The organism is Paenibacillus glucanolyticus NBRC 15330 (assembly GCF_004000885.1).
Lineage (GTDB): Bacteria > Bacillota > Bacilli > Paenibacillales > Paenibacillaceae > Paenibacillus_AQ > Paenibacillus_AQ glucanolyticus.
The window spans coordinates 23,814-37,901 of sequence record NZ_BIMC01000024.1; the positions used below are offsets into that span (position 1 = coordinate 23,814).

The window sequence follows — 14,088 nt, forward strand, 5'->3', positions numbered from 1 at the left end:
TGAGTATTAACATGCGAATTCAATTGAGCAGACCACCGGACCGCAAACCGCCTTATTGGCTGCCGCTTACGACCATCCTCGCCGTCATACTCGTGATCTCCCTCATGCTGTGGTACGAGAAACCGCCGCAAGCCAGAAGCACCGATACCCCCGCAACCGAATTCTCTGCTGAACGCGCAATGGTCCATGTCGAGCAAATCGCCCAGCAGCCCCATCCGATGGGATCTTCCGCCCATGATGAGGTGAGGGCCTATTTGGTGGAACAGATGGAGCAGCTAGGCTTGAACCCGGACGTTCAAGAATTTAATGGCCGCCTGACAACGAAATACATCGACCAGAGCGTTCAGCTTACGAACATCTTGGGTGTCATTAAGGGCACAGGATCCGGTAAACCGCTCCTGCTCATGTCCCACTACGACTCCGTTCCGGCCGGACCCGGGGCCAATGATGCTTCGGTCAGCGTTGCCTCATTGCTGGAAACGGCACGAGCGATTCAAGCTGGTCCGTCGCCGCAGAACGATATATGGATCCTGCTTACAGACGGGGAAGAGAAAGGGCTGTTGGGTGCTGAAGTGTTCTTCCGGGATCCTCAGCACCGCGAGATCGGCATGATTGCGAATTTTGAAGCCCGGGGATCGAAGGGCTCGTCCTTCATGTTCCAGACGAGTGATAGCAACGGGCGGATCATCGAAGAATATGCCCGGGCTGTATCCAACCCGGTCAGCAACTCGCTCTTGGTGGCCCTGTACAAACAGCTTCCCAATGATACCGATCTGACGGTGGCGCTGGAGCACGGTCTTCCGGGCCTGAACTTTGCCTATGGTGATGGGTGGGTAGCTTATCATACCCCTATGGACAACACGGACAACGTCTCCCTTGAGACCATGCAGCATCAAGGGGAGAACGCACTCGCCATGGCCAAACATTTCGGCAATCTCGACTTGTCTGACCTGTCTTCGACAGGCGACCGCGTCTATTTCAATCTGTTCGGACTGCTGCTTCACTACCCTGCAAAATGGGTGGTTGCCATCACCCTTGTGCTCGCGGCGATATGGCTGGGTTTGGTGTTCATGTTTGCCCGCATCTCATCTCTCAGCATAAAGGGGAGCCTGATCGGCCTGCTGATCCCGATTCTGGCAGCTGTTCTATCCACCGCGCTAAGCTATGGCTTATGGAAGCTGATTGATGCGCTGTGGGCCGGTAATATGACGCAGCCCTCAGGCGCAACCTACGACTCACTTCTGTACAGTGTCAGCTTCATACTGGTAACACTCATCGTTCATGTTGCCCTTACCCGATGGATCCTACGGAAAGCGAATGAACTGGAAATGCTGCTGGGGGGAGCATTCTTATTCCTGCTGCTGCTTGTCGGCTCAACCTGGCTCCTGCCGGGTGCAAGTTATCTGTTTGCGATTCCGCTGCTGGTCCATTTCATCGCTTTAGCGTGGGCGGCATTTACCCGGGATCCGCTGCAATCCTTGCATCATCCAGCTGTGGTACTCACCACCACGCTCGTTCCTATCCTGTTGTTCGCCTCCATCTTTCATATTGTGTTCCTCTTGCTGCCGCCTGGGATTCACCTGTTCAGTGTTGTCCTGATCGGGTTCATACTTGCCTTGATGTCACCGGCCGTACGAATGCTCGCGCAATCCTGGAAATGGGCCGTGCCCGCTGCCTTCATCGCCATCATCGTTCTGCTCGGCATCGGCTGGACTCAGGCCGAGCCCGGACCGGACCGGCCCGTGTACGAGAGAAGGTAGCCTACGTCTCGCACCTACCGTGCTGATCCCATGTACGAGGGCACACCCGGTATGGGTACCATGAAATGCCAAACAAGCAAACGCGAATCACGTTTGCTTGTTTTTTACAACTATCAAGCTAAACCCATGCTACTTCACCATATCCTGCCAATGCGGGGGCACCTCATGCGTCTCCAGATGCTGAAATTCCACCAGTTTGACCATACCGCCGGGAAGCGTCGGGGCTACCTCGAAGACAAGCCGGTCCTTTCCGACTGTAATATGCGGACCGACCGTTGGGTGTGCCTCGAGTGTAAGGATGAAATGAAAGCCGCGAAAGCCGTTCACCCTCTTCACTTCGGTCACATCCACATAATATGGGTAGACAATGAGCTGCTCTTTAAGCGATTTGGAGTAATGCTCACGAACCGCAGCCTCAATATGAGGAAGAAGAACGATCATCAGCATGTCTTGATATTGCAGCTCGGTGCTGTCCCTCTTCGGTGAAGGAGAGGTATTCTCTGCATGGGATGTCAGCGGTAAACCAGTAGTCATAACGACAACAAGGATCAGCCCCATGAAGCGTTTGTTCATGATTCTACAATCACCTCCTGCCGGAGCTCTTTGGTTTTAGGTTCCCCCAACCGATAGAATTGATGTAACACAAGGGCCGAAGCGTGATCTGCCATATAGATTAATCAGATTACGTACGATATTATAGGTGGAAGGAACTGCTACTTCGCATCGGCCCATTTTCCTTCGTAACCACCATCATATGACGCATACGAGCGGCTGCGAGGGGGAGGATATCCATCATTATGAAAAAAAGGATTATGATCATGTCTGCAACTATCATTGCACTTTTAGTCATCATTATTGTCTCAGCAAGCTTCTACTTCTATAGCGTTGCCATTGCACGTGCCGACAAAACCTTCCTGGACGGCAACCCGGATCTGGAAGCCAACTCCAACATCGACAATCCGTTTGCGGACAGCAAGGATTGGTGGGCCAGGCAAAGCCTGCAGGAATGGAGTCTCACATCGGACGACGGTCTCAAGCTGCATGCGTACTATTTGCCCGCCGCCGCACCCACGGACAAAACCGTCATTATCGCACACGGATATTCCGGGCATTCAGAGCTGATGAGCGGGTTCGCCCAAATGTACCGTGAGGACTTGGGTTATAACGTGCTGCTGCCCGATGCCCGCGGACACGGAAGAAGTGAAGGTGATTATATCGGATTCGGATGGCCCGAACGCAAGGACTATCTGAAATGGATCGATTTAGTCATCGAGCGTACGGGTGAGAAGTCCCAAATCGTTCTTCATGGCGTATCCATGGGTGGTGCCACGGTGATGATGACCAGTGGCGAGGAGCTTCCTCCCCAGGTAAAGGCCATTGTGGAGGACTGCGGATATACCTCGGTTACGGATGAGCTGACCTATCAGCTGAAGCGCATGTATAAGCTGCCTTCTTTCCCGCTTGTTCAGTCCACGAGCCTGCTGACCAAGATTCGGGCCGGATACTCATTCGGCGAAGCCTCGGCACTGGAGCAGGTTAAGAAGTCCAAGACGCCGATGCTGTTTATTCACGGCGGCGGGGATTTATTCGTTCCTACCGAGATGGTATATGAACTGTACGAGAATGGTCCGGAGCAGAAGAGGTTATTCGTCGTTCCTGACGCAGGCCATGGCATGGCGCGTCAATTCGATCCCGAGGGGTATGACCGGGAAGTAACGGAGTTTATCGGCACATACGTGCAATAAAGAAAGAGCAGTCCATGCGGACTGCTCTTCTGTGTTGAGATGAACTGTACGGACACGTGACTTAATTGGACTGAAGCAGCTCATTCACCATACGAATTCCTTCAGCATGCTCGGGGTCCAGCTCAACCGATTTCTCATAATGCATTAGCGCCAGCGCGCGTTCACCCGCAAGCAGATACATCTCGCCAAGACTATCATGAAGGTTCGAGGATCCCGGGAAAATCTGTACGGACAGTTCGAGCAGCCTTACTTGATTTCTCTCCGCATAAGCCGGTAATAATTAACTATAGCTGAACACTACCCGTCTGCTAAGATAAAGAAGAGTTGGACGCTAACCTAGCAATCTCTGGCTCTCTATCAAGGTCAAGGCGGTTATATAACATGAATCCTAGAAAAACTTCCCGGCGTCTCTACAGTTCCATGCTGATGGTGATCGCTGGATTTGTCCTGTACATCCTGTATGCCAACTTCATCCACGACCCGCAGGCCGGTGAATTTCTAAACCACAAGGAAAACCCTAAGCGCACGGTGCCTGTGTCAGCCTGGCTGAACGTGATGTATGTACATGTAATTTTTGCATGTATTGCCATGGTTGGCGGCGCGATGAACTTCTCGAACACGGTGCTGCAAAAGTACCGGCGATTTCACCGGGCGAATGGTTATGTCTACGTCGCTTCCGTCATGGTGGTTGTGCTGACCTCCGGGTATATGGCTCCTTACGCCACCGGCGGCAAGTTAACGAGTGTCCCGTTCAATCTGCTGAACATCATCTGGCCCGCGATAACGGTCATCGCCATTCTAAAAATCAAAAAGAAACAGATCCATCAACATCGCCAATGGATGGCGAGAAGTTATGCCTTCTGCTTCACGAACCTGTTCATTCATCTGTTTGCGGCTGTGTTCCACAGCGGATTCGGACTCGCCTATAAAACGAGTTATGTCATCGGGGTGTACAGTGCCATTCTGTCCCTGTTTCTGCTGGCTGAGATTGTGGTTCGAACCGTGTTTCGGGAACCGCTGCCCCAGTTGGGGGATGTAAAATCACGGTAGAAGACCCTATACCCGCCACACAGCAGAAAAAGCCGCGTGAGAACGCGGCCCTTTTACTATCATTCCTTTATGGTTGCATTCCCGGTCTTTTTCCCTCGGACAACATTCCATTCAAATTCTCAATGAGTTGTGGGAGCTCGGACATCGTATGAATTGTAAAGTCCGCCCCGTTCCGGATAAACGTCTGCTCGGCCTTCGCGATCGCAGCTTCCCGCTCCGATTCCGACAAGGCCTGGAATTCGTCCAGGCTCAGGCCCATTTCCGAGCTGCCGATGATGACTCCAACCGACCATACGCCTGCGTTCACGCCCTCTTTTACATCCGAGACGGTGTCGCCCACCTTAACGACTTTCCATGAAGCCGACAATTGGAGAAACTCCATATTCCGATAGATCATGTAAGGGTAAGGTCTTCCCTTCGAGTGTGTGTCATCCGGGGTGAAATAGACATCCGGACTGTAACCCTTCTGCCGGGCATTCGAGACAACAACCTCCATCATAGTGCTTGTATAGCCTGTTGTGGAGCCAATCTTCAGCCCTTGTGACTTCAACGCTTCCACCGTCTCGATGACACCCGGAATCGGGTCCGTATACTCGGATAAGGAAGCCATTAAGGCCGGCTCAAACTCCGCATACAGCCGCTGCACATCCTGCTCTTGATAAGCTTCTCCATACTTCGCTTCCCATAGAGCCGATACTCTCGGCATCGACAGCATGGCACGGATATGATCGATCTTCAGCATGCCCATTGGTGCTCTCGCTTCGTCCATCGTCACTTCAATACCCGCATTCTTGAAAATATCGACAAACACATTCACAGGTGCAAAACATCCAAAATCAACGGCCGTTCCGGCCCAGTCCAATATAACGCCTTCGATTCTGTTCATTGTGCCATCACTCCCCTATATTCTTCGATAATGCGGCATAACTCCTCGATATCCTGTTCATAGATTTCCCCGATATTCCCGATGCGGAAGGTATCCACGTCGGTCAGTTTGCCCGGGTATATGACATAGCCTCTTTCTTTGATATAAGCGTAAAATTGCCCAAAGCTAAACCCTTCACCAGGGAACAGAAACGTTGTGATAATTGGTGATTGCTTGTCTTCGGTTATATAGGCATGAATGCCGATCCGGGCCAATTTCTCCCGCAGCAGGCGATTGTTATTCCGGTAGCGTCTGAATCTGGCGGATACGCCGCCTTCTGCATCCAGCTCATCCAGCGCTTTGGAGAATGCCGCCACCACATGCGTCGGTGAGGTATAGCGCCATTTGCCATCCTTGTCCATGCCCTTCCACTGATCGTACAGATCCAGCGACAGGCTGCGTGCAATCCCCTCGCATAACGCAAGCTTCTCCAGCTTGGCGATGACGAATCCAAATCCCGGGACGCCTTGAATGCATTTATTCGCACTGCTGATCAGGTAATCGATGCCAAGACCCTGAACGTCAATCTCCATTCCGCCAAAGCTGCTCATGGCATCGATAATAAGGGTTTTCCCATACTCCTTGGACAGCCTGGATACCATCTCCAGCGGGTTCAGTATCCCCGTTGTTGTCTCGCAATGCACCATCGCAATATGCGTAATTCGCAGATCCTTTTGAAGTCTCGACCGCAGCTCATTCTCGCTTGGTTGTTCATTGTAATTCAACTTGTATTCCGTGTAATGCAGTCCAATGTACTCCGCCATCTTCACGAGTCGCTCGCCATAGGCGCCATTGGTCACGATCAGCACCTTATCTTCCTTCGATATGGTTGACGTCATCACGGATTCGACGGCAAACGTTCCGCTTCCCTGCATCAGAACAGCTGTGTATTGTGCCGCATCCGCCCCGGCTAATGCCAGGAGCTGTGATCTGATTTTTTGCGTAATGGATTTATATTCGTCATCCCATGTACAGCGGTCAAGGAGCATCTCCTCCTTCACCGAGCTGGTTGTCGTCAAAGGGCCGGGTGTCAAAAGTTTATATTTATTCATATCGCATCGCTCCTATGGTGCCTATTCTTTAGATCCGTTGAAAAATTGCTGGTGCTCTTCCAACAGCTCTACCGTCAATGGTTTCTCGAACTTCATGGCGTACGCTGGTTTGTTGACCTCATCCACAGTCTCCCCCTCATACAGGGCTACCGGATAGTTCACAATCAGATCTTTTCTGGCGTCCTTGATCAGGGTTTCCGCCATTTTCATCGCCAAATCTGTTGTGGCATTCTCCTTGTCCACCACGGCAACCGACTCGGTCAGGGAGAAGTTGCCTTCAACCGGATCCACGTAATCAATCGGTGCACCGGCTGCTTTGGCCGCAACGGCCTGATGCCGGAGTCCAAACCCGGCTGCCACTTCGCCGGCCTGCACCTTCTTGATCGGACCCGAGCCCGAGCTTTCCAGATGCGGTCCGACATTGGCAATCAGATCATGGAGCACCTGCCGGCCTGCGTCTTCACCGTATTGACTGATGATCGCCTGAACCAGCAGCCAGCCGGTGGAGGAATCCATTATGTTCGGAATCGATACGAGTCCGCTGAATTCCGGTTTGGTCAGGTCGGTGATGGAGGTTGGCATCGGCAAGCCTTTTTCCTTCAACACTTCCGTATTGACGAAGATGGACCCGGTATTCGCCAGAATCGGCGTGTAATAGGCCGGATAGGAGTCAACGGCGCCTGTATCAAAAGCCAGGTCCTTGAACATGGAATGCTCGCTCTGCGAGCTCTCGATAAAGTACGAGCTCATCGTGATCAAGTCGGCCTCGATTTTGTTCCCTTCGGCCATGAGCTTGCCTCCCAGCTCTGAAGTGCCTAGTGATTGCACGAGATATTGTCCGTCATATCCCGCGTTCTTCAACGAGGTTTCCATTGCGGCGACGGCTTCTTCATCCCCGTTCGTGTAGATGACCACCTTCTTCGCTTCCCCCGCGCTGCCGCTGCCGCAGGCAGCCAGTGCAAACACCATGCTGATGGCGATTAATGACAGCAGCATTCCTTTTAACGTTTTGATCATGAGTAACTCCACTCCTTGTTGTGTTGTTATATTTAGAAATCAAGTGAAAAGATGGGTCTAACTCGCTTGCGCATATCTTTGATTGAATTGCAGATGATGCTTCTGGGCACGGTACTTCTTGCTTCTTGCTTGGTGCTTCGTGCTGTCACCCAGCGAAAGAGGACGGAATCGTACTGGAGAAGCGTATGCGTTCGCCTTTGTCCTCGGATTTCTGCAGTTGATTCATTTCAATCAGAGAAATCTGAAGACAACAGCGATCGGAAGTACGATCCGGCATCGCAGCGGACATTCATCCCTTGCAGCAATAGCTCAGCGTCGAACGGAAGTCCTCCGCTGCCATGCGTCGCACACCAGCTTGATGATCAGATTCGTGAAGAAGATCAGCATCGACAGCACGAAGATTTCATTAAACTTGGCGAAATGCTGCAGCTCTTTGATCTTGCTGGCAACAAGCGACGTCTGGGCCGATACGAGAAAGATAATCCCGCTGACCGTCACCATAGCGTTGATGAAATAGTAGCCAAACATCTCGATGACGGTTGAGGCCGAGTTCGGCAGGATCACCCGATATACGGTCTTGAACCAGCTGTCGCCCAGCAGCTCCCCGGTGGTCTCCCAGGATGGATTCATTTTGGACAGGGAGTTCTTGGCCATTAAGTACGGCGTCGTAAAGAAATGCACGATATTGCATAAGACAATAATGACAAACGTGCCCTTCAGGCTGCTTCCATTAAAGAGGAGCAGGTAGGAGATCCCCAGCACCATGCCGGGTACCGTATTGGTAATCATCGATACCATATCTACCGCCGATCGGGCTTTTAACGAGGTGCGGACATTGAGCAATGCCGATCCGTATGCCATCAGGGTTCCGAACAGAGCCGTCAGGAGGGCGACCCAGAGCGAGTTGCGATATACCCCCGTCAAATCGCTCGATTGAAACACGTCCCGTACATGCTTGAACGTAAACGTCAGGTCATAGGGATAACTGCTCAGCCATGGTGCAATGAACATCACCGCAAAAATAGAGAGCATCCCAAGCACGATCACCGATGAAATAACTCCGAATGCGATATCCCGCACTCGGTGCCGCGGCAGCTCGATATCCGACAGCTTGTCATAGTGAAAATTCCATTTCTCCAGATAATTCAGCAGCCAGATGCCGAACACGGCCGGTATCAGCATCAGAACCGCAATAACAGCGCCTTGGTTGAAGTCCGGAATGGAGCCCAGCATCACCTGATACAGCTGCGTTGCCACGACGGGATAGGTACCGCCAACGGAAGCCGGTATCCCGAAATCCGTAAAACTTAAAATAAAGGAAAGTACAAAAGCTCCGCCAAGCGCACCCGCGAGAGGACGCAGAATGGTGTTCATGAAACTTCTCATCGTTCCGTCTCCCATTAACTTGGATACGATGATGAACTTTTTATCAATGTATTGAAAAGCGTTATGGATCAGCAGGAATACGGGAGGCAGCGTGTATACGACATAGCCGATGAGTAATCCGTTCAATCCGTAGATTTCGAACAAATTGCGTCCGGCAAGCCGGGTGATCAATCCCTGGTTACCAAACGAATACATAATGGCGAACCCATACGTAATCGTCGGAAGCAGCATCGGGACGATGATGACGGTTTTCAACACCCCTTTGAGGGGCTGATATATCCTCGTGCAATGAATGGAGTACGCCAGCATAAATCCCAGGATAGTTGTGATCAGCGCCGTTAAAGCCGATACCTTCACACTGTTGCCGATCGCTGTCATCAATTCCCGGTTCGAGCCTAGTGACATATAGTGACCGAGGGTAAACCCCTGATCGGACTCGAAGGAACGAACCAGCAATATAAGCAACGGCAGGAACAGAAACGCAGCGAACAAGATCAGAATGACGGTGAAGATTACCCGCATTTCCGGCTTCACATTAGGCATAATGCTCACCGAACAGATTGTAAATATTCTGCCTTTTGATATGCAGCTGCTTGATGATGAACTGCTTCACAAAATCATCCTGGGGATGATGAACAATCTCCTGTGGCGTACCGAACTGGGCGATTTTTCCTTGGTTAATAATCAGGATTTTATCGGACAGCGTCAGCGCCTCCTCCGGATCATGCGTCACAATGATCGTGGTGAGTTTGAATTCTCTGGCAATCGACTGGATACGCTGCTTGATCGACTCCTTAATGACGCCATCCAGCGCACTGAGCGGTTCGTCGAGCAGCAGAATTTTTGGCTTGGTGACAAGTGTTCTTGCCAGGGCCACCCTCTGCTTCTGACCCCCTGACAGCTCGCTGATCCTCTTCTTCAAGTGGGGCTGCAGCTCCAGAAAATCGATATATTCCTGTACCTCCTGCTCACTTACAGTTCCCTTCTTATTGCGCAGCCCGTATACAATATTGTCGTAGGCATTCAAATTCGGGAATAAGGCATAATCCTGAAAAACAATATTAAAACCCCGCTTCTTCATCGGTACGCTGCTCAGATCCTGATCATGGAACACGATGCTTCCCTGGTCCATCCGGGTGAGTCCCAAAATGATATTCAGTAATGTGGTCTTTCCGCTGCCGCTCGGACCAAGCAGTGACACAATCTCACCTGTACCGATTTCTACGCTGATGTCATCCAAAACCACTTTATCGTCGAATTGTTTACTTATATGCTGAAGCTTCAACAACCGGCTCACCTCCTTGAACACATCCTCAGTATAAAAACCATATGTAAACAAGAATCATGCAAACTGTTAAATGTAAGTAAATTATGCATATATCATTCATAAATTACTACTAATTGTTGACTATATTTAACTGTATCACATGCCTAACTTACGAATAATATGGGTAAATCTATTGAATATGGAGGCACGAATGAGTAAACTAGACTTGAATGCGAGCGTCAACTACTAATGCGAATTGAATGGGTGAGGGCGAATGTTTCCACTGGAGAGGCACAAGAAAATACTAGAGCTGCTTACGATTAGAAAAGTATTAAAGATCACGGAACTAACCGAAGAGCTGAATATCTCTGTGGATACACTGCGCCGGGATCTGAACACCTTGACCAAGCAAGGCCGGATTGAGAAGATTTACGGCGGGGTTAAACTCGTAGAGTCCCGGTTCGGCGAATCCTCCATGGATGAGCGTATGGTCAGCCAGCTGGAAGAGAAGGACAGGATCGCCCGCAAAAGCAGTGAATTCATCCATGACGGCGATTGTATCTACATCGACAGCGGCTCGACCACGTATCAGATCGCCAAATACGTGAAGCATAAGAAGAAGCTGACGGTGGTTACGAATTCGCTTCCGGTTGCGATTGAGCTGATGGACAGCGATGTAGAGCTGATTATGATTGGCGGCAAAATCCGGCGCGAGGAACAGTCCATCGTAGCGTATGAATACATTTTCAACTTCCATGAGCTGAATGTGCTGAAGGCCTTCATCTGCTGCAGCGGCATTACCATCGAGAAAGGCATTTCCGACTATAATCTGGAAGAAGCCATTACTCGTAAAAAAATGATCGAGCTGTCCAAAGAGGTGTTTGTTATGGCGGACAGCACCAAGTTTGGCAAAGACGTTACCATCTCTATCGCATCACTCGACAAAATTGATACCATCGTGACGGATGCCAACGTCAATGCAAGCCTCATTCCAAAATTCAAAAAAACCAGTACAACGCTAGTGATTGCGGATGAATAGAATAAACATCAAAACGGACATTCTCCATCGCCGAAGCTTCAGCGATGATGGGAATGTCCGTTTTGGCATTTCACGTTGGATATACCGATGCTGCTTATGAGCGCAAACTTCTCTAATCCCTCCACCCGTACCATGTTCCCTTCTTCCCTAATGCCGCCAATCCCTCGGCACAACGAGAGCCATCAAGCCTCATGCGGTTGTACTCTAGATTTAAAGCCCATATAATGTAATGAAGAATAGGATATTTTTGTTATTTTACTTAGATACTCATGCAGGTAGAGGAGGAAGTAGGACATGAACGTGGGATCAGCACGAGCAGCAGCCACCGATTGGGTCTTGCAGCATGCCAGCAGGGAGCCCGGCTTTATGGGTGCCTATTTTAGCGGCTCCACCGTAGGGAAGCCGGATGATGCCGAGATGGCCCCGTCCTCGGACATCGACGTTGTCGTTGTCACTGAAGACGCAGAACCCCCTCTCAAGCTCGGAAAGTTTGTCTACCAGGACGCCTTGATTGAGGCCACCTATCTTTCCTGGCGGGACCTGTCCTCGCCCGAGCAGGTATTAACGTCCTATCATCTGGCCGGCAGCTTTCGGGTGGACACCCTGATGTCCGATCCGACCGGGCAGCTCCGCAAGCTGCAAACAGAGGTTTCCCGGCATTTTGCCGACCGGATCTGGGTCAGCCGCCGCTGCGAGAATGTGCGAGAACGCATCATTACCGGGCTCAGATCCATCGATCCTTCTGCCTCCTGGCATAGACAGGTTACCTCCTGGCTCTTCCCTACCGGCGTTACGACCCACTTGCTGCTGGTTGCCGCTCTTCGGAACCCAACCGTCAGACTGCGTTATGTGGCAGCCCGCGATGTGCTTAAGGAATACGGCCGAGAGGAAATCTACGAAGAGCTGTTAAGGCTGCTGGGCTGTAAGGACATGACCGCCGAGCAAGCGATGCATCATCTCAATGGACTGTCCCGAACCTTCGACGCCGCTGCCGCGATTGCAAAGACAACTTTCTTCTTCAGCAGCGATATTACCGCGGATGCAAGACCGATTGCCATTGAAGGCAGCCGCGAGCTGATCCTGAACGGCAGCCATCGAGAGGCTGTTTTCTGGATGGTCGCCACCTTTGCACGCTGCCACAACATTTTGGAAGCTGATGGACCTCCTGAGTTTCAACGGGAATACGCCCCGGCCTTTGACGCCATACTTGCGGATCTTGGCATTACATCCACGGCAGACCTGCAAAAGCGGGCAGACGAAGTCATTCGCTTCCTGCCCATGCTTTGGAACATCACGGAGGGGATTCTGGAGGCCAATCCCGAAGTAACAGGAGGCCCAGAGCCGACCTAGAATTTCTATATAATTTAAGACCACGCCCCCATATGGCAGGCGTGGTCTTTGTTTTTGTATATGGGGATCTCCTGGTCACCAAACCGCCAGAACAACGCATCCTATCCAGCCTTTACCGCTGGTTACAGTTCCCCCCAGCAGAAGCATTTGCCCTTCCCAAAACCCCGAATGATCTTTCCTTTCACTCAAACGAATGAAAATTTCCTTAAAGTGGATTTACATTTATGTTATTACGTAATATAATAATTACGTAATAACATAATTTTACGATAAGTGAGGTTGATGACTCCTATGACACGCGACCTGCTCCATGAAATGGATGTCTTACAGAAACAAATGGCGGAGCTGCAGCAGCTTGTATACCAAGCTCTGGTGGAACGAAAACCAGCTTCCGCATTAAACCAGCAGCCCCAAGAAATCACTTCAGCACCCAACATACATGACTCGACCCATGTACCCGGCTCCGTCTTTTACTCCGGACAGGTGCACCTGAACGGCGATGGACTCCGGTGGGAGCCCCAGGAACGCCGAATGGAGCAATTGCTGGACATGAACACCGAGAAGGCAGCCAAAATCCTCGCAGCCCTGGGCAATAAGCAGCGCCTCGATATTTTAAAGGCCGTCATGACAGAGCCTTTGACCGGCTCCGAGCTGGTGGAACGCTTGAACATGGGGACGACCGGCCAGCTGTATCATCACCTCAAGGCGCTTCTCGGCGCGGATTTACTCGTGCAAGAGCACGGTGGACGCTACGCTCTGCCCAAGCACCGGAGCCTGCCGTTCCTGCTGCTGCTGTCTGCGGCGGGCGATCTTCTTGATACGAGCGATTATCTGGAAATGACGGAAACCCGCAATCATGCGGGGATGTATTTCGGAACCTCGCAGAATTTCGATATTCATCAGCTGCTCTGGGCGGTGGTGGAGAATTCGATATTGGAGCATACGAACGGGTACGGCAATCAGATTGGCATCTTCCTGCATGGGGATGGCAGCGTAACGGTGACCGATAACGGCAGAGGCATTCCCGTGCAGGCCCTTCCGAATTCCAGCATTCCTGCCGTCCAATCGATTCTGACCGATGTCCACCGCTTGAATTCAAGCGCACACTTCCTCGTCCCTGGCGCGGAAAAAGGCATCAGTATCGCCGTGGTCAATGCCCTCTCTCAGCGTCTGGCCGTAGAGATTCGTCGCGACGGCAAGGTGTATCGTCAAGAGTACCGCCACGGCATTCCGCAAACCGGACCTTTGACAGTTGGTTTGACTCAAGACACTGGCACCAGTGTGACTTTCAAACCCGAGCCCGAATTATTCGGCTCCGCCTTTGAAATGAACCACATCATGGAGCGGAAGAAGGCGATTGACGCGGATTATCCTGAGCTTACCCTGACGATCGGTGACATTGCTGAATAAAAGAAACGCAGGAGATCGGTTTCGCACCCCCTTTTTTCCCAGTCTGTAGTAATGTAGTAAGCTCCCGCAAACCGGCTTTACGCGCCT

At 51.3% G+C, this 14,088-nt stretch carries 12 protein-coding genes; 6 read left to right on the plus strand and 6 right to left on the minus strand.

What is annotated here, in order from left to right; translation table 11 throughout:
• Nucleotides 1-11: 11 nt before the first annotated feature.
• Nucleotides 12-1,760 (plus strand): M28 family peptidase, encoded by a 1,749-nt coding sequence (locus PGL02S_RS24445; protein ID WP_036644339.1) that lies wholly within the window; start codon nucleotides 12-14, stop codon nucleotides 1,758-1,760.
• A 129-nt stretch (nucleotides 1,761-1,889) separates the two neighbouring features.
• Here the strand turns inward: PGL02S_RS24445 and PGL02S_RS24450 are convergent, their stop codons facing one another.
• A complete protein-coding gene (locus tag PGL02S_RS24450; protein WP_036644338.1) occupies nucleotides 1,890-2,333 on the minus strand; it encodes a DUF3888 domain-containing protein in 444 nt (147 codons plus the stop codon).
• A 224-nt stretch (nucleotides 2,334-2,557) separates the two neighbouring features.
• Here PGL02S_RS24450 and PGL02S_RS24455 point away from each other — a divergent pair, with 224 nt between their 5' ends.
• Nucleotides 2,558-3,505 carry an alpha/beta hydrolase gene (locus PGL02S_RS24455; RefSeq protein WP_036644337.1) on the plus strand — a complete coding sequence of 316 codons (948 nt, stop codon included), beginning with the start codon at nucleotides 2,558-2,560 and terminating at the stop codon, nucleotides 3,503-3,505.
• A 381-nt stretch (nucleotides 3,506-3,886) separates the two neighbouring features.
• Nucleotides 3,887-4,555, plus strand: a complete 669-nt coding sequence (locus PGL02S_RS24460) for a DUF2306 domain-containing protein (protein WP_036644336.1) — start codon at nucleotides 3,887-3,889, stop codon at nucleotides 4,553-4,555.
• A 67-nt stretch (nucleotides 4,556-4,622) separates the two neighbouring features.
• Here PGL02S_RS24460 and phnX read toward each other — a convergent pair whose 3' ends face one another.
• The 5 genes from phnX to PGL02S_RS24485 form a co-directional block, all read right to left on the minus strand.
• Nucleotides 4,623-5,441 (minus strand): phosphonoacetaldehyde hydrolase, encoded by an 819-nt coding sequence (phnX, locus tag PGL02S_RS24465; protein WP_036644335.1) that lies wholly within the window; start codon nucleotides 5,439-5,441, stop codon nucleotides 4,623-4,625.
• Nucleotides 5,438-6,532, minus strand: coding sequence for a 2-aminoethylphosphonate--pyruvate transaminase (gene phnW, locus PGL02S_RS24470; RefSeq protein ID WP_036644332.1), 1,095 nt, complete (start codon nucleotides 6,530-6,532; stop codon nucleotides 5,438-5,440). The genes phnX and phnW overlap by 4 nt, the downstream gene beginning before the upstream one ends.
• A gap of 21 nt (nucleotides 6,533-6,553) precedes the next feature.
• A complete protein-coding gene (locus tag PGL02S_RS24475; RefSeq protein WP_036644328.1) occupies nucleotides 6,554-7,549 on the minus strand; it encodes an extracellular solute-binding protein in 996 nt (331 codons plus the stop codon).
• Nucleotides 7,550-7,858: 309 nt separating this feature from the next.
• Nucleotides 7,859-9,478, minus strand: a complete 1,620-nt coding sequence (locus PGL02S_RS24480; protein WP_006207617.1) for an ABC transporter permease subunit — start codon at nucleotides 9,476-9,478, stop codon at nucleotides 7,859-7,861.
• A complete protein-coding gene (locus PGL02S_RS24485; RefSeq protein WP_006207616.1) occupies nucleotides 9,471-10,223 on the minus strand; it encodes an ABC transporter ATP-binding protein in 753 nt (250 codons plus the stop codon). The genes PGL02S_RS24480 and PGL02S_RS24485 overlap by 8 nt, the downstream gene beginning before the upstream one ends.
• Before the next feature lie 253 nt (nucleotides 10,224-10,476).
• Here PGL02S_RS24485 and PGL02S_RS24490 point away from each other — a divergent pair, with 253 nt between their 5' ends.
• The 3 genes from PGL02S_RS24490 (at nucleotide 10,477) to PGL02S_RS24500 (ending at nucleotide 14,001) form a co-directional block, all read left to right on the plus strand.
• Nucleotides 10,477-11,241 (plus strand): DeoR/GlpR family DNA-binding transcription regulator, encoded by a 765-nt coding sequence (locus PGL02S_RS24490; RefSeq protein ID WP_036644326.1) that lies wholly within the window; start codon nucleotides 10,477-10,479, stop codon nucleotides 11,239-11,241.
• Between the two features lie 294 nt (nucleotides 11,242-11,535).
• Nucleotides 11,536-12,591 (plus strand): hypothetical protein, encoded by a 1,056-nt coding sequence (locus PGL02S_RS24495; RefSeq protein ID WP_036644324.1) that lies wholly within the window; start codon nucleotides 11,536-11,538, stop codon nucleotides 12,589-12,591.
• A 291-nt stretch (nucleotides 12,592-12,882) separates the two neighbouring features.
• On the plus strand, nucleotides 12,883-14,001 hold the full coding sequence (locus PGL02S_RS24500) for an ATP-binding protein (RefSeq protein ID WP_036644321.1): 1,119 nt from the start codon (nucleotides 12,883-12,885) through the stop codon (nucleotides 13,999-14,001).
• The last annotated feature ends 87 nt before the right edge of the window (nucleotides 14,002-14,088 follow it).

Coding starts and splice junctions, on each gene's coding strand:
- PGL02S_RS24445 (WP_036644339.1), top strand. CDS start 12: ATGCGAATTCAATTGAGCAGACCACCGGACCGCAAACCGCCTTATTGG.
- PGL02S_RS24450 (WP_036644338.1), bottom strand. CDS start 2,333: ATGAACAAACGCTTCATGGGGCTGATCCTTGTTGTCGTTATGACTACT.
- PGL02S_RS24455 (WP_036644337.1), top strand. CDS start 2,558: ATGAAAAAAAGGATTATGATCATGTCTGCAACTATCATTGCACTTTTA.
- PGL02S_RS24460 (WP_036644336.1), top strand. CDS start 3,887: ATGAATCCTAGAAAAACTTCCCGGCGTCTCTACAGTTCCATGCTGATG.
- phnX (WP_036644335.1), bottom strand. CDS start 5,441: ATGAACAGAATCGAAGGCGTTATATTGGACTGGGCCGGAACGGCCGTT.
- phnW (WP_036644332.1), bottom strand. CDS start 6,532: ATGAATAAATATAAACTTTTGACACCCGGCCCTTTGACGACAACCAGC.
- PGL02S_RS24475 (WP_036644328.1), bottom strand. CDS start 7,549: ATGATCAAAACGTTAAAAGGAATGCTGCTGTCATTAATCGCCATCAGC.
- PGL02S_RS24480 (WP_006207617.1), bottom strand. CDS start 9,478: ATGCCTAATGTGAAGCCGGAAATGCGGGTAATCTTCACCGTCATTCTG.
- PGL02S_RS24490 (WP_036644326.1), top strand. CDS start 10,477: ATGTTTCCACTGGAGAGGCACAAGAAAATACTAGAGCTGCTTACGATT.
- PGL02S_RS24495 (WP_036644324.1), top strand. CDS start 11,536: ATGAACGTGGGATCAGCACGAGCAGCAGCCACCGATTGGGTCTTGCAG.
- PGL02S_RS24500 (WP_036644321.1), top strand. CDS start 12,883: ATGACACGCGACCTGCTCCATGAAATGGATGTCTTACAGAAACAAATG.